Origin of the sequence: Modestobacter muralis (assembly GCF_010682105.1) — a bacterium.
Lineage (GTDB): Bacteria > Actinomycetota > Actinomycetes > Mycobacteriales > Geodermatophilaceae > Modestobacter > Modestobacter muralis.
Map to the genome: position 1 here is coordinate 1 of NZ_JAAGWH010000060.1, position 19,653 is coordinate 19,653.

Annotated in this window: 19 protein-coding genes; 11 read left to right on the forward strand and 8 right to left on the reverse strand. The window is 73.5% G+C overall.

Annotated features, from left to right (window positions below; all coding sequences use genetic code 11):
- The 3 genes from GCU67_RS19330 to GCU67_RS19340 all read right to left on the reverse strand — a co-directional run.
- On the reverse strand, nucleotides 1-1,242 hold a 1,242-nt coding region (locus tag GCU67_RS19330), incomplete at its 3' end, for an ATP-binding cassette domain-containing protein (protein ID WP_163613002.1).
- Nucleotides 1,243-1,410: 168 nt separating this feature from the next.
- Entirely contained in the window at nucleotides 1,411-2,556 is a 1,146-nt protein-coding gene (gene chvE / locus GCU67_RS19335; RefSeq protein WP_338105164.1) for a multiple monosaccharide ABC transporter substrate-binding protein, read from the reverse strand.
- A 290-nt stretch (nucleotides 2,557-2,846) separates the two neighbouring features.
- Nucleotides 2,847-4,250, reverse strand: coding sequence for a glycoside hydrolase family 5 protein (locus GCU67_RS19340; protein WP_211661742.1), 1,404 nt, complete (start codon nucleotides 4,248-4,250; stop codon nucleotides 2,847-2,849).
- 56 nt (nucleotides 4,251-4,306) lie between these two features.
- Between GCU67_RS19340 and GCU67_RS19345 the strand changes: the two genes are divergently transcribed.
- Entirely contained in the window at nucleotides 4,307-5,914 is a 1,608-nt protein-coding gene (locus tag GCU67_RS19345) for a long-chain fatty acid--CoA ligase (protein ID WP_246215398.1), read from the forward strand.
- A gap of 42 nt (nucleotides 5,915-5,956) precedes the next feature.
- Here the strand turns inward: GCU67_RS19345 and GCU67_RS19350 are convergent, their stop codons facing one another.
- A complete protein-coding gene (locus tag GCU67_RS19350; protein ID WP_211661745.1) occupies nucleotides 5,957-6,289 on the reverse strand; it encodes a rhodanese-like domain-containing protein in 333 nt (110 codons plus the stop codon).
- 83 nt (nucleotides 6,290-6,372) lie between these two features.
- Between GCU67_RS19350 and GCU67_RS19355 the strand changes: the two genes are divergently transcribed.
- Together GCU67_RS19355 and GCU67_RS19360 are read left to right on the forward strand one after the other, a co-directional pair.
- Nucleotides 6,373-6,888, forward strand: coding sequence for a PH domain-containing protein (locus tag GCU67_RS19355; protein WP_163613004.1), 516 nt, complete (start codon nucleotides 6,373-6,375; stop codon nucleotides 6,886-6,888).
- The gene (locus tag GCU67_RS19360) at nucleotides 6,885-8,372 is read left to right on the forward strand and encodes a PH domain-containing protein (protein ID WP_163613005.1); all 1,488 of its coding nucleotides are present in this window, start codon (nucleotides 6,885-6,887) and stop codon (nucleotides 8,370-8,372) included. The genes GCU67_RS19355 and GCU67_RS19360 overlap by 4 nt, the downstream gene beginning before the upstream one ends.
- 90 nt (nucleotides 8,373-8,462) lie before the next feature.
- Here the strand turns inward: GCU67_RS19360 and GCU67_RS19365 are convergent, their stop codons facing one another.
- Complete coding sequence (locus GCU67_RS19365) at nucleotides 8,463-9,119, reverse strand: response regulator (protein WP_338105165.1); 657 nt, start codon at nucleotides 9,117-9,119, stop codon at nucleotides 8,463-8,465.
- 100 nt (nucleotides 9,120-9,219) lie between these two features.
- Here GCU67_RS19365 and GCU67_RS19370 point away from each other — a divergent pair, with 100 nt between their 5' ends.
- The 3 genes from GCU67_RS19370 to GCU67_RS19380 all read left to right on the forward strand — a co-directional run bounded on the left by GCU67_RS19370 (nucleotide 9,220) and on the right by GCU67_RS19380 (nucleotide 11,328).
- Nucleotides 9,220-9,936 carry an ATP-binding protein gene (locus tag GCU67_RS19370; protein ID WP_163613007.1) on the forward strand — a complete coding sequence of 239 codons (717 nt, stop codon included), beginning with the start codon at nucleotides 9,220-9,222 and terminating at the stop codon, nucleotides 9,934-9,936.
- Between the two features lie 125 nt (nucleotides 9,937-10,061).
- Nucleotides 10,062-10,925, forward strand: a complete 864-nt coding sequence (locus tag GCU67_RS19375; protein ID WP_163613008.1) for a manganese catalase — start codon at nucleotides 10,062-10,064, stop codon at nucleotides 10,923-10,925.
- Nucleotides 10,926-11,049: 124 nt separating this feature from the next.
- Nucleotides 11,050-11,328, forward strand: coding sequence for a hypothetical protein (locus GCU67_RS19380; RefSeq protein WP_163613009.1), 279 nt, complete (start codon nucleotides 11,050-11,052; stop codon nucleotides 11,326-11,328).
- Between the two features lie 282 nt (nucleotides 11,329-11,610).
- Here the strand turns inward: GCU67_RS19380 and GCU67_RS19385 are convergent, their stop codons facing one another.
- Nucleotides 11,611-13,266, reverse strand: a complete 1,656-nt coding sequence (locus GCU67_RS19385; RefSeq protein WP_338105166.1) for a solute symporter family protein — start codon at nucleotides 13,264-13,266, stop codon at nucleotides 11,611-11,613.
- The gene (locus tag GCU67_RS19390) at nucleotides 13,259-13,642 is read right to left on the reverse strand and encodes a DUF485 domain-containing protein (RefSeq protein ID WP_163613010.1); all 384 of its coding nucleotides are present in this window, start codon (nucleotides 13,640-13,642) and stop codon (nucleotides 13,259-13,261) included. Before GCU67_RS19390 ends, GCU67_RS19385 begins: the two co-directional genes overlap by 8 nt.
- Before the next feature lie 169 nt (nucleotides 13,643-13,811).
- Between GCU67_RS19390 and GCU67_RS19395 the strand changes: the two genes are divergently transcribed.
- Both GCU67_RS19395 and GCU67_RS19400 read left to right on the forward strand, forming a co-directional pair.
- The gene (locus GCU67_RS19395; RefSeq protein ID WP_163613011.1) at nucleotides 13,812-15,119 is read left to right on the forward strand and encodes a Rieske 2Fe-2S domain-containing protein; all 1,308 of its coding nucleotides are present in this window, start codon (nucleotides 13,812-13,814) and stop codon (nucleotides 15,117-15,119) included.
- A 55-nt stretch (nucleotides 15,120-15,174) separates the two neighbouring features.
- Nucleotides 15,175-15,660 carry a universal stress protein gene (locus GCU67_RS19400; RefSeq protein WP_163613012.1) on the forward strand — a complete coding sequence of 162 codons (486 nt, stop codon included), beginning with the start codon at nucleotides 15,175-15,177 and terminating at the stop codon, nucleotides 15,658-15,660.
- A 3-nt stretch (nucleotides 15,661-15,663) separates the two neighbouring features.
- Here the strand turns inward: GCU67_RS19400 and GCU67_RS19405 are convergent, their stop codons facing one another.
- Entirely contained in the window at nucleotides 15,664-16,905 is a 1,242-nt protein-coding gene (locus tag GCU67_RS19405) for an MFS transporter (RefSeq protein ID WP_163613013.1), read from the reverse strand.
- Nucleotides 16,906-17,114: 209 nt separating this feature from the next.
- Here GCU67_RS19405 and GCU67_RS19410 point away from each other — a divergent pair, with 209 nt between their 5' ends.
- The 3 genes from GCU67_RS19410 to GCU67_RS19420 form a co-directional block, all read left to right on the forward strand.
- Nucleotides 17,115-17,690, forward strand: coding sequence for a hypothetical protein (locus tag GCU67_RS19410; RefSeq protein ID WP_163613014.1), 576 nt, complete (start codon nucleotides 17,115-17,117; stop codon nucleotides 17,688-17,690).
- Between the two features lie 240 nt (nucleotides 17,691-17,930).
- A complete protein-coding gene (locus GCU67_RS19415; protein WP_163613015.1) occupies nucleotides 17,931-18,857 on the forward strand; it encodes a hypothetical protein in 927 nt (308 codons plus the stop codon).
- Between the two features lie 106 nt (nucleotides 18,858-18,963).
- The coding region (locus GCU67_RS19420; protein ID WP_211661743.1) for a hypothetical protein at nucleotides 18,964-19,653 on the forward strand (690 nt) is incomplete at its 3' end.

The window sequence follows — 19,653 nt, forward strand, 5'->3', positions numbered from 1 at the left end:
CTGGTTGCCACCGGAGAGCTTGCCGACGATCGAGGACACGCTGGGTGCCTTGATGTTCATGTCGCGGCGGCTGTCCTCGGCGACCTTGGTCTCCTCGTTGCCGTTGACCCAGCCGCCTCGGGCGAGCTTGGCCAGCGCGGCGGCCGAGACGTTGCGCCGGATGTCCTCGATGAGGTTGAGGCCGTACTTCTTGCGGTCCTCGGTGGCGTAGGCGATGCCGGCGTCGATGGCCTCGGAGACGTTGCGCGCCTTGACCTCGCGGCCGTGCACGAAGATCTTCCCGGACTCGTACCGGCCGTAGGAGCGGCCGAAGACGCTCATCGCCAGTTCGGTGCGGCCGGCGCCCATGAGGCCGGCGATGCCGATGACCTCACCGGCGCGGACGGCGAGGTCCGCGTGGTCGACGACGAGGCGGTCCTGGCTGGGGTGCCGGACCGTCCAGCCCTCCAGGCGGAGCACCTCCTCGCCCGGGTGCGACACGCGGTCGGGGTAGTAGGACTCCAGGTCGCGGCCGACCATGCCGCGGATGATCCGGTCGGTGTCCACGTCGGGGGCGCTCATGTCGAGCGTCTCCACCGTGCGGCCGTCCCGGATGATCGTGGTGCTCTGCGCGATCGCCACGATCTCGTTGAGCTTGTGCGAGATGATGATCGAGGTGATGCCGCGCTCGCGCAGCCGCCGGAGCAGGTCCAGCAGGTGGGCGGAGTCGTCGTCGTTGAGGGCGGCGGTGGGCTCGTCGAGGATGAGCAGCTTCACGTCCTTCGACAGCGCCTTGGCGATCTCGACCAGCTGCTGCTTGCCCACGCCCAGGGAGCCGACCGGGGTCACGGCGTTCTCCGCCAGACCGACCTCCTCGAGCAGCGCGGCAGCGTCGGCGTTGGCCTTGTTCCAGTCGATCAGGCCGCCGCGGCCCTTGCGCTCGTTGCCCAGGAACATGTTCTCGGCGATGGACAGGTAGGGGACCAGCGCGAGCTCCTGGTGGATGATCACGATCCCCTTGTCCTCGCTGTCGCGGATGCCGGAGAACCGTTGCACCTCGCCGTCGAAGACGATCTCACCCTCGTAGGTACCGACGCCGTAGACGCCGGAGAGCACCTTCATCAGCGTCGACTTGCCGGCGCCGTTCTCGCCACAGATCGCGTGGACCTCACCGCGCCGCACCTGCAGCGAGACCTCGCTCAGCGCCTTGACGCCGGGGAAGGTCTTGGTGATGGAGCGCATCTCCAGGATGTTGTCGCTCATGGACTCCGTAGTCCCCAGCCTCTCCGATGGGTGGGCCGGGGGACTGTCACCCGGCCCTCGTATCACGATTGCCCGGCAGCCCGGGTCGCCCCGACCAGGAGCCGGGGGAGGTGGTGCGACCGGGCCCGGCAGACGTGCTGCCGGGCCCGGTCGAGTGGTGCGCCTACGTCAGTCCGACTGGCCCTTGGCGACCTCGTCGGCCGTCCAGTAGCCGGAGTCGATCAGCTTGGACTGGATGTCGGCCTTGTAGACCGTCTCCACCGGGAGCAGGTAGGAGGGGACGACCTTGACGCCGTTGTCGTACGTCTCGGTGTCGTTGGCCTCCGGCTCCGTGCCCTCGAGGAAGGCCTCGGCGGCCGTGACGGCCTGCGCGGCGAGCTCGCGGGTGTCCTTGAAGATCGTCGAGCTCTGCACGCCGTCGTTGATCAGCTTGACCGAGGCGATCTCGGCGTCCTGACCGGTGACGACCGGCAGGGGCGTGGTGTAGCCGTTGCCCTGCAGGGCGGTGATGATGCCGCGCGAGATGCCGTCGTAGGGCGACAGGACGCCCTGGACCTTCGAGCCGTCGGCGTAGCTGCCGGTGAGGAGGTCCTCCATGCGCTTCTGGGCGGTCTCCTGGGCCCAGCGCAGGGTGGCGGCCTGCTCGATGCTCGTCTGGCCCGACTTCACCACGAGGGTGCCGTCGTCGATCTTGGGCTGCAGGACCGACATCGCGCCGTCGAAGAAGAACCCGGCGTTGTTGTCGTCCAGCGAGCCGGCGAACAGCTCGACGTTGAACGGCCCGGTCGCAGTGCCGGCGGAGCCGTCGGCGTTCAGGACGCCGAGGCCGGTGAGGAGCGCGGTGCCCTGCGCGACGCCGACCTTGAAGTTGTCGAAGCTCACGTAGAAGTCGACGTTCTCGGTCTCGCGGATCAGCCGGTCGTAGCTGATGACCTTGACGTTGGCGTCCGCAGCGGCCTGCAGCTGGCTGCTCAGCGCGGTGCCGTCGATCGCGGCCACGATGAGCAGGTCGGCGCCCTGGGTCAGCATCTGGTCGATCTGCTGGCCCTGGGTGGGGATGTCGTCGTTGGCGTACTGGAGCTCGACCTTGTAGCCGGCCTCCTCGAGCTGGGACTTGACGGCGTTGCCGTCGGCGATCCAGCGCTCGGAGGTCTGCGTCGGCATCGAGACGCCGATGGTGAGCTCCTCGGGGGCCGCAGTCGCCGCGGGCGCCTCGCCGCTGGCAGCGCCGGCACCCTCGCCGCCGCAAGCCGTGAGGCCGATCGCCATCGCTGCGCCCAGGGCGGTCAGCCCGAGCTTCTTGTTCACTGCCACATCTCTCCTTCGAGACATCTGCGACCCGAAGGCGCGCAGGCCCGCCGCTGTGCGAGCCGACACAGTGTGAGCGCTAACAACCCCCGTCCGTCAAGTCATCGGAGACAAGTCCACCGTCACGTTCGCGTAACGACCTGTTCATCCGGCGTCCGGCCTGGCCCGACGCCCGGCGGCCGTCCTCCGGACGGGTGACGACTGCTGGAGCTGCCTGGTCACTGACGAGTACGAGACGGTCACTCTCACGTTCCGACCACCTCTTCTCACAGACGGCGGGGACCAGCGGTCGGAGCTCAGGAGGGCGAGGACGCGCGCAGCAGCCGGGCCAGCGGCTGGCGCTCGACGCAGCGGTCGAACGCGAAGGACCCGGCGAGCTCGGCGGCCTCGTCGGGGGTGACGCCCTCGAAGGCGGCCCCGAAGTCACCGACCATCGCCTCGGCCAGCAGCACGTGCCGCACGATGCCGTGCAGCCAGCGGTGCTGGCCCCACGGGTAGGGCTGGAAGTCGGGGAACTCGCGGGCGACCAGCTCCTCGATCGGGCCGAGCACGTCGCGGACGCCGGCGTCCGTCGAGCCCCACGAGTCGACGCCGAGACGGGCCTTCTTCTCCAGCACCGGGGCGATCCGCTGCAGGTACGGCGAGGACGGCGGGACCGTGACCAGCCCCTGGAGGCCGATGTCCTTGTAGGTCCACAGCGCCCAGCTGGCCCCGTGCTCGGCGTAGACCTCCAGCTGGTCGGTGAGCAGCTGGTACCGCATCGCGTCGCGCTCGGGGTCGCCGGTGTAGACCGGGCCGAACTCCCCCACCCAGATCGGCGTCCCGGTCTCGCGCATGTACGCCGTCCGCGCCAGGAAGGTCGCTTCGACGACGTCCCGGTCGACGAACTCCCCGCGGCTCACCCCCGGGTAGGGGCCGCCGTCGACGAAGCCGGGCAGCGCGTAGTCGTGTGCGGTGTAGACCGTGTTGGGCAGCGGGTCGCCGAGCTGGTCGAACTGGGTGGAGTACCGGTTGCCGTCCAGGAACAGCACGTGCCGGGGGTCCACTGCCCGGATCGCCTTCTCGAGCCGCCGGTAGAACGGGCCGATCGCCTCGCCGACGGCGTCCCCGGGCTCGTTGACCGGGTTGTAGCCGGCCACCCACGGGTTGTCCTGGTAGTGGTCGGCGAGGGCCTCCCACAGCTCGACGACCCGGTCCTGGAAGTGCCGGTGGGTCCAGAAGTGCGCCCAGTGGGTGGGGTTGTCGCTGTGCCAGTGCTGGTTCTGGGCCCCGGGGACGGCGTGCAGGTCGAGAATGCTGTAGATCCCGGCGCGGGCGCAGGCCTCGACCGCCTGGTCCAGCCGGCGGAAGCCCTCCTCCTTCAGCTCCCCGGGCCGGTCGTCGTCCTCAAAGTGCCGGTAGTTGAAGGGGATGCGCACGCAGTTGAGACCGAGCGAGGCCAGGTGCTCGGCGTCGGCGTCGGTGAAGAAGTCGGTGAGGAAGCGGTCGAAGAACCGCCGGTACCCCTCCTCCCCCAGCGCGGCGCGCAGTGCCGTGCGCTGCTGGGCCTCCGTCCCCGGGTAGCCGGTGATGAAGTTCTCCATGTTCATCCAGCCGCCCAGCCCGACGCCGCGCAGCACGACGGGGCTGCCGTCGGGCAGCACCAGCCGGTCGCCGTCGACCTGGATGATCCCGTCGTCCACTCTGGGTGCGTTGCTCACGGCTCCAGTAGATCGTGAGCCGCGTCACTGGCAGCATGCGGCTCATGCTCGGGCTGATGCAGGACGTCCCCCTGACCCTCGACACGATCTTCCGGCACGTGGAGCAGCACCACGGCGACGTGCCGATCGTGACCAACGGCCCCGGCGGCCCGGTGCGCAGCACCTATGCCGAGTGGGCCGACCGCACCCGGCGGCTGGGCGGCGTGCTGGACACCCTGGGCGTCAGCGCCGACGGCCGGGTCGGCACGTTCGCCTGGAACAGCCAGCGGCACCTGGAGCTGTACTTCGCCGTCCCGTGCACCGGCCGGGTGCTGCACACGCTGAACATCCGGCTGTTCCCCGAGCAGCTGACCTACATCGTCAACCACGGCGAGGACGAGGTCGTCTTCGTCGACCGCACCGTGCTGCCGCTGCTGTGGCCGCTCATCGACACGATGCCGACGGTCCACACCGTGGTCGTGATGGACGACGGTGGCACCAACGAGGTGCCCGACGACCCGCGGGTGCGCGACTACGAGACGCTGCTGGCCGCCGCCGTGCCGGTGCCGTTCGGCGTCGTCCGGGACGAGAACACGGCCGCCTCGATGTGCTACACGTCCGGCACCACGGGCAACCCGAAGGGCGTCCTGTACTCCCACCGGTCGACGGTGCTGCACGCCATGGCGGTGGTGGCCCCCAACGGCTTCGGCATCGGGGTGGACGACGTCGCGATGCCGGTCGTGCCGATGTTCCACGCCAACGCCTGGGGCCTGGCCCAGGCCGCCCCGATGGCCGGCGCGGCGATGGTGTTCCCCGGGGCGATGATGCAGCCGCAGGCGCTGGCCGACCTGATCGTCGCCGAGGGCGTCACCTTCACCGCCGGCGTGCCGACGATCTGGCAGGGCATGCTGCCGCACCTGGCCGGGCGCGAGCACCGGCTGCGCAAGATCGGCTGCGGCGGCTCGGCGGTGCCCGCGGCCCTGTCTGAGGCCTACCGCGAGCAGGTCGGGCTGCCGATCTACCAGGCCTGGGGCATGACCGAGACCCACCCGGTCGCCTCCGGCGGCACGCTGGCCCGCCGCTTCGACGACGCCGACGAGGCGACCAAGGCCGCCCGCCGGGCCCGGCAGGGCGTGCCGCTGTTCGGCGTCCAGGCGCGGATCGTCACCGCCGGCACCACCGAGGAGCTCCCCTGGGACGACGTCGCGACCGGCGAGCTGCAGGTGCGCGGGCCGTGGTGCGCCGCCGAGTACCACCGGCCGGACTCCCCCGGGGAGCTGACCACCGAGGACGGGTGGATGAAGACCGGTGACATCGCCGCGCTCGACGCGTTCGGCACCATCCGGATCGCCGACCGCACCAAGGACCTGATCAAGTCCGGCGGCGAGTGGATCTCCTCGGTGGACCTGGAGAACGCGATCATGAGCCACCCGGCGGTGGCCGAGGCCGCGGTCGTGGCGGTCCCGCACCCGACGTGGGGCGAGCGGCCGCTGGCCTGCGTCGTCGTCAAGCCCGGCGAGACGCTCACCGAGGCCCAGGTGCTGGACCACCTGCGGCCGCTGGTCGCGTCCTGGTGGCTGCCCGACGCCGTCGAGTTCATCGACGAGGTGCCCAAGACCAGCGTCGGCAAGTTCTCCAAGAAGGACCTGCGCTCCCGCTTCGCCGAGTACCCGGCCAAGGAGTGAGCGGAGTCGATCCGTCGGCGTGACGCCGACGGATCGACTCCACTAGACGACGTAGGGCGGGCGGCCGGTCTCGCTGACCATGGGGCGGCCGGCAGCGTCCCACTCGCCCATGCCGCCGCCGACGTTCACCGCGTCGTAGCCGTTCTGGTTGAGCCAGGCAGCGACCCGGGCCGACCGGCCGCCGCCGCGGCAGGTGACGTAGAGCGGGTCGCCCTCGGGCAGCTCGTCGAGCCGGGCCGGGACCTGGCCCATCGGGATGTGCGTGGCGCCCTCGACGTGCCCGGCGACCCACTCGTCGTCCTCGCGCACGTCGAGGACGACGGCGTCGGCGGGGACCTCGGCGGCGGGGACGGTCGGCACCTGCTGGGGCATCATCACGCGATCCATCGTGGCACGCAGCCGCCGGGGACCGCCGCGTTGCGGCCGGGCTCACACCCGGTCCTGCCAGGATGGCGGTGATGTCCACTGCCCAGCCGGCCCCCGCCCGGGAACCTGCCTGGTCGCTGTCCCGCTCGGCGATCAGCCTGTGGGTCGCCCAAGGGGTGGTCGCCACGGTCGTCGAGGCGCTGGTGGTCGCCGCGCTCATCGTGTTCGTCCCGTCCGACGCCGGCGTGTGGACGGTGCTGGTGCGCTGGGTCGCCCCGGTGGTCGTGCTGGTCACCGCCGTGGTCGACATCGGGGTCCAGCCGCGGCTGCGCTACCGGGTGCACCGCTGGGAGGTCACCGCCGACGCGGTCTACACGCTCACCGGCTGGCTGAACCGGACCTGGACGCTGGTGCCGATCAGCCGGATCCAGACCGTCGACGTCAACCGGGGCCTGGTCCAGCAGCTGTTCGGCCTGGCCACCGTCGCGGTGCTGACCGCCTCGTCCCAGGGCACCGTGCGGATCCCGCACCTGGAGGTGGAGGTGGCCCGCCGGGTCGCGGAGGACCTCGCCCGGCGGGCGGAGCAGGTGCGGGACGAGGCCACGTGAGCGACCCGGCCGCCCCTCCCGTCCAGCGCACCTCCCGCTGGGTCCTGCTGCTGCACACGATCACGTTCCGGCAGGCCCGGGCACTGGTGCCGGCGGTCCTCGGGCTGGGTGCCGCCCGCGGCTTCGACGGCGGCACGGTCACCGTCGTCGTCCTGGTCGTCGGGGTGACCCTGCTGTCGCTGCTGTGGGCGACGCTGTCGTGGTGGCGGTTCAGCTACGCCGTCGGGGAGTCCTCGGTGGTGGTGACCCGCGGGCTGCTGTCCCGGTCGGTGCGCACCGTGCCGCTGGACCGGGTCCGCGGCGTGGAGGTGGAGGCACCGGCGCTGCACCGGCTGTTCGGGCTGGTGCGGCTGAAGGTGGACGCCGCGGCGGGGTCGGTGGGCGCCACCGGTGAGGAGCTCGTGGTCGACGGGGTGACCCGCGCCGAGGGCGACCGGCTGCGCGCCCTGCTGCTGGTCGCCCGGCTCCCCCCGGCCCGGGGCCGGCACGCAGCCAGTGCCGAACTGGACCCGGACGTGCCCCAGGACCACGACGAGGTCGTCACCCGGTTCGACCCGCGCTGGCTGCTGTACTCGCCGCTGGTCGGCGGCTACCTCGCCGTGCCGCTGGCCGCGTTCGGCGCACTGTTCCGACTGCTCGAGGAGGTGCCCGACCGGTTCGTGCCCGACCTCGACCGGCCGGGGCTCCCCGACGGGACGCTGGCAGCGCTGGTGCTGGCCGGCGGGCTGGTGCTGCTGGTCGGTGGCTCGGTCGCCGGCAGCGCGGTCGTCAACTGGCGCTTCCGGCTGGTGCGCCGGGGCGGGTCGCTGATCGCCACCCGTGGGCTGGTCACCCGGCGGCACACCGAGCTGGAGATCGACCGGATCCGCGGCTGCACGGTCAGCCAGGGCGTGGGCATGCGCCTGGTGGGCGCCGCCCGCGCCAGTGCGCTGGTCACCGGCCTCGGTGACGCCGCCCGCCGGGGCCAGCTGCTGCCGCTGGGGCCGCAGGACCAGGCCTGGGCGCTGGCCGACCGGCTGGTCGAGCCCACCGGGCCCCTGCGGCGTCACCCGGCCGCGGCGCGACGGCGGTCGGTCGTGCGCGGCGTCGTCCCCGGTGTCCTGGTGCTCGTCGCGGGCGTCGCGCTGACCGCCCTCGCCGGCTGGTGGCCGCTGCTGGTGACCGGCGCGGTGCTCACCGCTCTCGGCGTCCCGCTGGGGCTGGCCCGCCACGCCGCCACCGGGCACGCGACCGGGCCGCGGTCGTTCGCGGTGCGCTCGGGCTGGCTGGTGCGCGAGCACGTGGTCCTGCAGCGCCGGGCCGTGGTGGGCTGGCAGGTCAGCCAGTCGTTCTTCCAGCGCCGGGGCGGCCTGGCCACCGTGCTGGCCTGTGTGGGGGCCGGCAGCGGCGGCTACGCCGCCCGGGACATGGCCGCCGACGAGGCCGCGGACTTCGCCCGCGCGGCCTCCGGTTCCTGGGCCGACACCCTCAGCCCGGCCAGGTAGCGCGACCGGCAGACGGCTGCGCACAACGGAACTGCCCGGTCCGGGAGTGTGCGGCCTACCAGGGGGTAACCCGGCGGCGATGCCCTCCGCTCAACGCCCCGTGTCCGCGGCGTCCGCCACCAGGCCCACCCGCCCGGCCAGCGCCGCGGCCTCCACGCGCGTGGACACCCGGAGCTGGCGCAGCAGGTTGGCCACCAGCCGCTTCACCGTGCGGTCGGAGACGTGCAGCGTCGTGGCGATGTCGACGGTGCTGGTGCCGGCCGCGACCAGCTTCCACAGCCGCCGGTCGTCGGCCGACAGCGCCGCCGCCACGCCCTGGTCGTCGGTGGGGGCCGCGTCGTCGAGCAGCTGGCGCAGCAGCGACTCCGGGATCACCGACCAGCCGTCGAGCACCGCGAGCAGCGGGCGCACCAGCGCCTCGGGGCTGGTGGTCTTGGGCAGGAACGCGCTGGCCCCGGCCCGCAGCGCCTCGAGCGCCGCATCGGCCTCGGCCAGGCCGGACAGCGCGACGATCCGCACCAGCGGCTGCGTCCGGCGGATCGCCGCGATGGCCCTGGTGCCCCCGGGCGGGGGCATGTGCAGGTCGACGATCGCGACGTCGGCGTTGTGCCGGCGCACCAGCGCCGCGGCCGCCGAGGCGTCGTCCGTCGTCCCGACGACGCGCACTCGACCACCGCTCTCGGGGGGCAGGAGCAGTTCCAGCCCCCGGCTGAACAAGGGGTGGTCGTCCACGACCACCACGTCCACGGGGGGACGGTGCCCAGCCTCGGCGTCAGCGCCCTCCACGTCACTCCCCTGGATCAGTTGCGCCCGGCGTGGCTGACCGACCGCTCCACTGGAGGTGCCCGTGACCCTCGCTGCCGACACACGACCCGACACCCTGCCCGGACTGTTCACCGACCTGCTCCGCCTCGTGCGCAGCCGGCTCCCGCACGCCGCCCCGCAGGCGGTCAGCACCGGCGACGCGCTGGTGCGCGCCATGTGCCACGACATGCGCAGCCCGCTGGCCGCGCTGGAGTCGGTGCTGGACCGGCTCGACCCCGACGACCCCCGCGGCCCGGAGCTGCTGGAGCTCGCCCGCGCGCAGGCCCACCACCTCGCCTCCATGCTGCGCACCGCCGACGCCACCGGCGGAGCCGCCGAGCGCCGGGGCGTGCGCACCCTGGCCGACGTGGTGCGCGCCTCCGTGGCCGCCTCCGGCCTGCCGCCCCATCAGCTCGACCTGCGCCTGGACGACGCCGCGGCCGACGTCACGGTCGGCGACGCCCGGGTGCAACGGATCCTGACCAACCTGCTGGAGAACGCCCACCGGCACGGCCGGGGGCGGCAGGTGCGGCTGCGGGCCGACTGCCGGGGCGACTGGGTCGACCTGTCCCTCACCCAGCCCGGGGTGCCCGCCGACCGGGTGCTCGGCCACCTCAGCCGGACCACCCCACCGGTCGACCTCACCGGGCTGGGGCTGTGGTCGGTGCAGCGGCAGACCCGCGAGCTGGGCGGCCGGCTGGCCTGGAGCCAGGGCGAGGACGGCGACTTCACCCTCGTCGTCCGCCTGCCCGACCGCTGAGGAAGGACCGCTGAGCAGGTCGGCCCCTGCGGGCCACCGGACGGCACCGGGGTGACAGCGGGCGTGGGCATCTGTCCGTTGTCGACGCGAGAGCGGCGGCACCGACGACGCAGAGGGAGAACGACGTGTTCACGCACACTCACGCACTCCAGTTCGAGGCCAAGCCCGACGGCCCCGACGCCGACTTCGCCCGCAAGATGCAGGAGGTGCTGGGCGGCCAGTGGGGCGAGATGACCGTCGCCACCCAGTACCTGCTCCAGGGCTGGAACTGCCGGCTCCCCGGCAAGTACAAGGACATGCTCCTGGCCATCGGCACCGAGGAGCTGGCCCACGTCGAGATGATCGTGACGATGATCGACCGGCTGCTGGACCACATGCCGCTCAAGCCCGACGCCTCCGACCGCAGCAAGGAGGCGGCCGCGGCCTACGGCCAGCACAACCCGCAGCACCCGATCGCCAACGGTGGCGGCGCCTCCTACATGGACTCCATGGGCAACCCCTGGACCGGCGCCTACGTGACCGCCAGCGGCAACCTCTTCGCCGACTTCTCCTACAACGCCACCGCCGAGATGCAGGGCCGCCTGCAGGTCGCCCGCCTGTGGAACATGACCGACGACCCGGGCGTCAAGGACCTGCTGCGCTTCCTGCTCACCCGCGACCACATGCACCAGCAGCAGTGGCTCGCCGCGATGGAGGAGCTCAAGGCCGACGGTCTCGACGGCATCCCGGTGCCCGAGGCCTTCCCGCTGAGCGAGGAGCTCCCCGAGTTCGCCTACACGTTCATCGACGCCTCCGACGGCCCCGACGCCGCCAACGGCCGCTGGGCCAACGGCCCCGCGATGGACGGGACGGACAACGTGTTCCGCGCCGCCCCCATCGCCGCGACCGCCGACGCCCCGATCCTGCCCCCGGGTGACCCGCGTCTGTACGGCACGCCGCCTGCCCCGATGACCGGTCTGCTCCAGAAGGCCAAGGACGCCCTCAAGTGAGGCACCGCCTCTCCTGACCGGGGAGGCACCCCTGCGCCGTCGCCGTGCCGGCGTCCCCGTCCGCCCACCCGCGGACCCGGGCGCCGGCCCGGCGGGCGTCCACCCCGCCGATGGAGGTCGAGCCGTGCACCTGTCCGTCCCCGCAACGTCCACGCCGCGCCTGCCCGCGCTGCACGTCCCGGCGCTGCGCCTGCCCCGCGGGCTGACACCCTCAGCCGCCCTGCTGTCCCTGCTCTACGTCGCCGCGGTGATCGTGGCCCTGACCGCCCCCGGGCAGCACGCCGTCGCCGGCAGCGTGGTGCTCCTGGGCCTGGTCGCCCGCTCGGTCGTCCGACACCGCCGTCCGGCCGCGGCCGCCGTCCCGTTCCGCGAGCCCGCCCCCGCCACCGCCACCGCTGCCTGACACCTGCCACCGGCACCGCGGTCGGCGTCCCAGCTCGCCGTGCGTGCCCCTGGCTCGCGTCCCAGGGTGAGCCAGGAGCACGCACGATCAGGAGACCTGGTCCAGACGACACGAGGCGCGTCCCCGATCGGGGACGCGCCTCATGTCGTGCACGGGGTGGTGACCGCGGTCGGGTGAGCTCGGTGCCGGGCAGTGCGCCGTCCGAGCTCACCGCGCGTGCTCCTGGCTCACGTCGCACGGTGAGCCAGGAGCACGCACGATCAGGTCACCTGATCCCGGAGCTCAGTGCGGGACGGCCTTCTCCGCACCGATGCCGGTCAGCGACCGGACCTCGAGCTCGGCGTACTTGTCGACGTCCGGACGCTCCTTGGAGAGCTTCGTGCCCAGCCAGCCGAGGAAGAACGACAGCGGGATGGAGACGATCGCCGGGTTGTTGAGCGGGAACCAGGAGAAGTCCGCGCCCTGGATCAGCGAGGTGCTCTTGCCGGTGGTCGCGTTGACCGGGGCCCCGGAGACGACCGGGGAGAAGATGATCAGCGTGACGCAGGCGAGCAGCCCGCCGTAGATCGACCACAGCGCGCCCCGGGTGGTGAAGCCCTTCCAGAACAGCGTGTAGAGGATGGTCGGCAGGTTCGCCGACGCGGCGACGGCGAAGGCCAGCGCCACCAGGAACGCGATGTTCAGGCCGGCCTGCAGCGCCAGGATGCCCAGGCCGATCGCGACCGCACCGATGACGATGGCGGCGATCCGGGCGACCCGGACCTCGGCCTCGGGCGAGCTCTGCCCCTTCTTGATCACCGACGCGTAGACGTCGTGGGCGAAGGACGCCGACGCGGTGATCGTCAGGCCGGCGACGACGGCCAGGATGGTCGCGAACGCGACGCCGGCGATGACGCCCAGCAGCGCGGTGCCACCGAGCTCGAAGGCCAGCAGCGGGGCCGCGGCGTTGACCCCGCCCGGCGCGGCCAGGATGCGGTCGGCACCGACCAGGGCACCGGAGCCGTAGCCGATGACCAGGCTGAACAGGTAGAAGATGCCGATGAGCCAGATGGCCCAGACGACCGACTTCCGGGCGTCCTTGGCCGTGGGCACGGTGTAGAAGCGCATCAGCACGTGCGGCAGGCCGGCGGTGCCGAGCACCAGGGCCAGGCCCAGGGAGATGAAGTCCAGCTTCGACGTCCCGGTGGCGCCGTACTGGGCACCCGGGCTGAGCACCTGGCGCGGGGTCTTGGCGGCGTCGGAGCTGTCCTGCGCGGCACCGAGCAGCGCGGACAGGTTGAAGCCGTACTTGCCGAGCACCCAGACCGTCATCACGAAGGCGCCGGCGATGAGCAGCGTCGCCTTGATGACCTGCACGTAGGTGGTGCCGCGCATGCCGCCGACGAGGACGTAGAAGATCATCAGCGCGCCGACGACGACGACGGTGGCGGCCTGCGCGGCCTCACCGGTGACGCCGAGCAGCAAGGTCACCAGGCCACCGGCGCCGGCCATCTGCGCGAGCAGGTAGAAGAGGCTGACCACCAGGGTGGACAGCGCGGCCGCGGTGCGCACCGGCCCCTGCCGCATCCGGAAGGCCAGGACGTCGGCCATGGTGAAGCGGGCGGTGTTGCGGAGCAGCTCGGCGACCAGCAGCAGCGCCACCAGCCAGGCGACGAGGAAGCCGATCGAGTACAGGAAGCCGTCGTAGCCGTAGACGGCGATGGCGCCGGCGATGCCCAGGAACGAGGCCGCCGACAGGTAGTCCCCGGCGATGGCCAGGCCGTTCTGCGTGCCGCTGATGTTGCGGCCGGCGGCGTAGAAGTCCGCGGCGCTCTTGTTGTTGCGGCTGGCCCGGAAGGTGATCACCAGGGTGATCAGCACGAACACCCCGAAGATCGAGATGTTGACGGCCGGCTCGCCGATGGTGGCGGCGTCGGCGGCGGCGATCACGTCATGCACGGGTGGCCCCCTTGCGGCCGCTGGGCGGCCCGGCGGTGAAGTCGCGGTTCTCGAGGCGCTCGCGCATCTCGTCGGCGATCGGGTCGGTGGTGCGGCCGGAGTACCGGACGTAGAGCGTGGTGATGGCGAAGGTCGAGACGAACTGCCCCAGGCCCAGCAGAAGACCGAGGTTGACGTTGCCGAAGACCTCGGTGGACATGAAGTCGTGGGCGTAGGTCGAGAGCAGGACGTAGAGCAGGTACCAGGCCAGGAAGGCCACGGTCATGGGGACGGCGAAGCGACGGAACCGGCGGCGCAGCTCCGCGAACTCCGGGGAGTCCTGCGCCTGCCGGTACTCCTGCGGGGTCAAGAGCTTGCGTTCGGTCGGTGGGGTCACGGTGGCACCTCACTGTGCGTTGCCTGTTGGTGATCGCGGTCACCCTAGGGTGTGGACGCTCACAACGGCAGTGCCCGTGACCCGATGGTCACGGAACTGTGACCGGAAGGTCCCGAGAGTGCATCCGGTCGGCAATCCCCGGGAAACGGCGGGCTGCTGTCCTGGACCCATGGCCTCCTCCTGGACCGCGAGTTCCCGGACCGCGAGCTCCCGGACCGGTACTGCCGCACGGCCCGACACCGGCTGGTACCCGGTGGCCCGCTCCGCCCAGGTCGGGACGACGCCGCTGCCGGTGGGCGCCGGGGGCCGGGCCTGGGTGGTCCTCCGGGTGCGGCCCGGCGCCGAGGTGACCGCCCTGCCGGCCCGCTGCCCGCACCGGCTGGTCCCGCTGGCGCACGCGACCGTGGTCGACGGCCGGGTGCGGTGCCCGTTCCACGGCTGGCGGTACGACGCCGAGGGCCGCTGCGTGGACATCCCCTCGCTGGGCCCGGCGGGCACGCCGCCGCCCCGCGCGGACCTCAGCGGCCCGTGGGCGGTGGAGGAGCGGGACGGCTGGGTCTGGCTGGCCCCCGAGCGCACGGCCGCGGTGCGGCCACCGAGGTCCAGCGGCGTCGTCCCCACCCCGGAGCCCGTCCCGCCGCTGCCGACCCCGGCCGGCCCGGTGCTGGGCAACCTGGACCCCTCGCTCGAGCACGCCTGGCACCCGGTCGCCCTCGCCGGGGAGCTGCACGAGGGCGGGTACGTGCAGACCCGGCTGCTCGGCCGCACCTGGACGGTGCACCGCCGCGGTGGCGCGCCGGCGGCCGACCCGCCCGTCTGGGGCGTCGCGGAGCGGCACGGCGTGGTCTGGATCGCCCCGGCCGAGCCACGGGACACCCAACTCCCGGTCCCGGAGACGAGCGATCCCCGGGCGGTGCGCGCCTGGCTCCCCCCGGTCCGCAGCTCCGCACCGGCCGGGCCGCTGACCGACCTGTTCCTCGACGCGGCGCACGTCCCCGTCGTCCACCCCGCCGCCGACGCCCCGGACGACCCGGTCGCGGACGTGGTGCCGGAGACGGGCGGGTCGACCAGCGTGCGGGAGGAGCGGTCCGCCCGGGACGGGACGCGGCGACGCACCACCGCGGTGCACCGGGCGCCGTTCCAGCTGCGGGTGCGCACCGACGAGCTCGACACCGGCGCCGCCCGCACCGTCCTCTACCTGCTGCAGCCCGAGGACGACGACTCGACCCGGGTGTACGCCTGCCTGTTCCTCACCCCGCCGGAGGGCGCCGCGCTCTCCTCCGACGAGGTCGCCACCGAGGTGGCGGGGGTGGGCGCCGTCCTCGCCGCCGACCTGGAGCTGGCGGCGGTGCTGGGGAGCGTGGGTCTGCCCCTGCTCCCCCGCGACGAGCTGCACGTGCCGGCGGACGCCCCGGGGGTCGCGCTGCGTCGCACGCTCGCCGACTTCGCCGCCCTCCCGCTGCGCCGGTCGGCCTGACCGCGCGGGGAGCCCGGCCGATCCCCGCCGGGCAGGACGGGGGACGATCCGGCGCGTGAGCACTCCTCGTCCCGACGGGGACGCACGATCTGCACCCGGGCCCTTCGAACGGGGCACCGACGGACCGCGGGTGATCCTGGCCGGCGTCGACGGGTCGTCCACCTCGCTGCACGCCGTCGCCTACGCGGCGGGGCTCGCGCGGCGGCAGCGTTCCCGCCTGGTGGTGGTCTTCGTGGCCGAGGGGGGCCCGGCGATGGCCGGACTGGTGCCCGGCGCCGGGGCCGTCGTCCAGGAGGCCAACACCGAGATCGGCACCCGGCTCCGCGCGGAGCTGCTGCCCGTGGCCGAGGAGCTCGGTGTCGAGGTCGACTTCCGCATCGCCCGCGGGGACCCGGTCACGGAGATCTCCCGGATCGCCGACGAGGTCCTCGCCGACGCCGTCCTCGTGGGCGCCTCGGAGCAGGCCGGGCACCGGGTCATCGGGTCGGTCGCGGTGCGGCTGGTGCGGGTCGGGCGGTGGCCGGTGACCGTCGTCCCGTAGGTCTCAGACCGCGGCAGGCTGCGGGTCGGCGGCGAAGGCGGTGGCGACCAGGTCGCGGTGGACGGCGAGCAGCCGCCACAGCACCAGGGAGAGCACGAGCAGACCGGCCCCGGACACGGCGAACACCGTCGGCACGCTGGTGGCGTCGGCGAGCAGGCCCCCGGCCAGCGCGCCGAGCGGGATGCCGCCCCAGACCAGCGTGCGGTAGCCACCCTGGACCCGGCCGAAGAGCGCCTCGGGGATGAGCGCCTGGCGCAGCGACATGGTCAGCACGTTCCAGAACATGACGCCGGCCGCTCCGGCCCCGTAGAGCACGCCGGCGACGACGGCGTTCCCGGTCGCGGCCATCCCGACGGTGGCCAGGGCGGCGATCACCGAACCGGCCACCAGGGTCGCGGTGCGGCCGATCCGGCCCGCCAGCGGCGCGGCCGCGAGCCCGCCGAGGACGGCGCCGACACCGGACGCGGTGAGCAGCAGCCCGTAGCCGGCCTCGCTGACCCCGAGGTCGTCGAGGGCGTAGAGCACCAGGACGCCGGTGGTCGTCGACTGCACCAGCGACGTGCCGGCCGAGACCACGGTGAGCCCGCGCAGGAAGCGGTGCCGCCACAGCCAGCCGACGCCCTCGGCGACGTCCCGGCGGATCGTGGTGCGCGGCCCGTCGGCACGGGCGGGCCGGTGCCGGCCGGCGATGCCGAGCACCAGCACGGCGGCGAGCAGGAAGCCCCCGGCGGTGCTCAGCAGCGGGACGGCGACCGCGAGGGCGAACAGCAGCGAGCCCAGCGGGGCGCCGAGGAACCCCTGACTGGCCTCCTCGGCGGTGGTCAGCAGCCCGTTGCCCCGGTCGAGCTGCTCGCGGGCCACGACCTGCGGCAGCATCGCGCGGGCGGCGCTGTCGTAGAACGTCTCGGCCACCCCGATGGTGAACGCCACGGCGTAGAGGGCGGCCAGCGACGTCGTCCCGGTGAGCGCGGTGACCGCCAGGCCGCCCAGGGCCAGCGCCCGGACGGCGTTGGCCGCGGCCATCGCCCGCTTGCGGTCGACCCGGTCGACGACGGCGCCGGCCGGCAGCGCGAACAGCAGCCAGGGCAGGAAGGCCAGCGACGACAGCGCGGCGACCTGCACCGGGTCGCGGGTGAGCGTGGCGGCCAACAGCGGCAGCGCCACCCGAATCACCCCGTCGGCGAGGTTCGAGGCCGCACTGGCGGTGTAGAGCCGCCAGAAGGCCGGGCCGAGGGGCGTGGACACGTCCCCGACCCTGCCAGGCGGGGACGACGACACTCGGACGGCGCCCCGGGGCGGCCACCGCGCGCCCTGACCTTCGCGGGCCGCTCCCGCCGGCGTGCACGCGGGACCATGGTCGGCTGCGCACGCCCGGCTCCTTCAGGGAAGATGCGGCACCGCGACAGGACGCACCACCCGCGGCTGGATCCCCTCCGAGCAAGGAGCGACTCGCTGTGACGGCACCTGGCCAGGCCGGCCAACTCCCGACGCTGGGCCTGCTGCTGGGCCCCATGCTCGGGGACGGTGGCGGCGGACGCGTCCACGCCAAGGGCTCCGGGAGGGAGGCGGGCTCCGAGTTCGCCGAGGAGTACTGGCGGTGGGGCGGGGGCTCGAGGTTGTCGACGGGAGGGCGGTCGATGACGTCGGGGCCGGTCGCCACGGTCCTCCGCCCACGCCGCGGCCCGGTCGAGAGCATGCCCGGACCGACGCCGTGGCTCGGGTGGACGGATCGGCTGCTCGCGCCGCGCCATCTCCACGTCTGGGGCCGGCGCGGCGAGGACTGGCGCATCGACGACGTCGCACGGTGGTCGCCCGTGGTGGAGGGCGCCGTCGAGGTGCGGGTGGTGCACGTCGAGGACGGCCGAGTCGGCGCACTCCACGTCCTGCCCGATCGGGGATGGGTGATGTCGATCGAGTTGCCGGGCTCCCTGACCTGGGCGATCGACGAGATCGACGACGACCCGGACGTGGCTCGCTGGCCGCTGCGGAGGTGGTTCGAGGACGTCGTGCCCGCACGCGACTCGTGGTGAGATGGGGCCCGCAACAGCCACTGACCGAGATCTGCTCGTCACCGGACTGACGGACACCCGACCGTTCTCGGGCCCTCGAGCCCCCGGGAGGTCCACTGGCTGTCGAGGCCAGCGCCTGACGCTCCGTCACCTCGACCGGGGGCAGGTGTACCCGATCGAGGGACGCCACTGGCACTGCAGGATGGCCCGTCAGCCTGTTCACTCGGTGTAAGAGCCCAATCACAACGAGTGGGAGGTGCGATGAACGAGCACGTGCAAGCCGCTGCTCCGCGTCGTCGTCCTCCCCGCTCGGTCGGCCGGGCGCTGGTGCTCGCCGGCCTGGGCGCCGGCCTGTGGCTGCTCGGCTCGGCCGGCTCACCGGCGTCTGCCGACGACGTCGTCCCCACCTCCCGGCCCGTGGTCTCGCTCGCATCCGACCTGCTCGCACCGGTCGGCGAGGTCGTCGCACCGGTGACGCAGCAGGCCCTCGCCCCGGTGGTCAGCCCTGTCGTGGCGCCGGTCGTCTCGGACGTCGTGACTCCGACGGTGGACCGGGTCGTGACCCCGGTGGCGGACCGGGTCGTGGTCCCCGTCGTGGACCAGGTCGTCGTCCCGGTCCTGCACGAGGTCGTGGTCCCGGTCGTGAACCAGGTCGTGGTCCCCGTCGTGGACCACGTCGTCCGTCCGGTCGTCGAGGACGCCGTCGTCCGTCCGGTCGTCGAGGCCGTCGTCGTCCCCGTCGTGCCGTCGGTGACCGAGTCCCTCGACGACCCGCGCACTCTCGCCCACACCCTGACCGACGTCGGCTCCCTGGCGCCCGCGGCGGCCGTCGCACCCGCCGACGCTCTCCTCTCCACCGCGCCGCTGACCACGGCGGACCCGGCCGATGGGACGGCGCCGTCCCGGATCGAGACAGCGTCCACCGTCCAGGCGACCGCCGGCGACGTCCTCGCCGGCCTGGCCGACCCCACGACGGCGCCGCGGGTGCCCACAGTCCCCGCAGGCATCCCTGCCGTCCCGGCTCCCACGTCGTCGGCAGGGCCCGGAGGCTGCTCCGGGGACCAGACGCCCGCCGACCTCTCCTCCACCCCGCGAGCCGCGGTCGACCCCTCCTCGGCTGCCGCGGCCGGCGCCGGTTCCCGACCGGCCCGTCCCGCCTTCCTCGAGCCCTCCTTCTCGCCCGACTGAGTCCGCCGCCGTCAGCACTGCGCTGACCTACGGCACCACCCGGCCCGTCCGCTGTACGGGACCGGTCCCCCTCAGTCCGGCACCACCCTCGAGAAGGACATCTCTCATGAACGTGTGGATGAAGCGCGCCCTGCAGACGGGCCTGTTCACCGGCGGCCTGCTGGCCCTCGGCACCGGCATCGCCTCCGCCGACGACAACGCCGTCGACGTGACCGCCCCGATCACGATCACCGACAACGCCCTGGCCGTCCTCGGCACGACCGGCAGCACCCCGGCCGAGGTCGAGCTCCCCGACCTGAGCGGCGCGGTCGCCGCCGACCTCGGTGCGGTCACCGTCTCGATCCCGATCGCCGTGGGCGGCAACGCGGCCGACGCGGCAGGCATCGACGTCGTCCAGCCGGCCGCACCCCCGGCATCCGTTGCCCCGGCGTCCGGCGGGTCCACCGGTTCGGTCGTGGACGCCGACGTGCCGGTGACCGTCACCGGCAACGCCGTCGGCGTGCTCGGGGACGCCGCGGCCAGCGGCACCGCCCCGGCGGCCGGCTCCGGCGGCGACGGCGGTGCCTCCGTGGCCGACGTCGACGTCCCGGTGCTGGTGTGCGGCAACGGCGTCGGTGTCCTCGGCGACGCGACCGGCACCTGCACCGCCCCGACCGTCGCCACGGGCGGGAACACGGCCGGCAACACCGGCGGATCCGTCATCGACGCCGACGTCCCGGTCACCGTCTGCGGCAACGGCATCGGCCTCCTCGGCGACGCCACCGGCACCTGCACCACCCCGACCGGCACCACCCCC

Bases quoted from the DNA above. Each gene is read 5' to 3' on its own strand.
- GCU67_RS19345 (WP_246215398.1), top strand. From the start codon at position 4,307: ATGCAGGACGTCCCCCTGACCCTCGACACGATCTTCCGGCACGTGGAG.
- GCU67_RS19350 (WP_211661745.1), bottom strand. From the start codon at position 6,289: ATGATGCCCCAGCAGGTGCCGACCGTCCCCGCCGCCGAGGTCCCCGCC.
- GCU67_RS19355 (WP_163613004.1), top strand. From the start codon at position 6,373: ATGTCCACTGCCCAGCCGGCCCCCGCCCGGGAACCTGCCTGGTCGCTG.
- GCU67_RS19395 (WP_163613011.1), top strand. From the start codon at position 13,812: ATGGCCTCCTCCTGGACCGCGAGTTCCCGGACCGCGAGCTCCCGGACC.
- GCU67_RS19415 (WP_163613015.1), top strand. From the start codon at position 17,931: ATGAACGAGCACGTGCAAGCCGCTGCTCCGCGTCGTCGTCCTCCCCGC.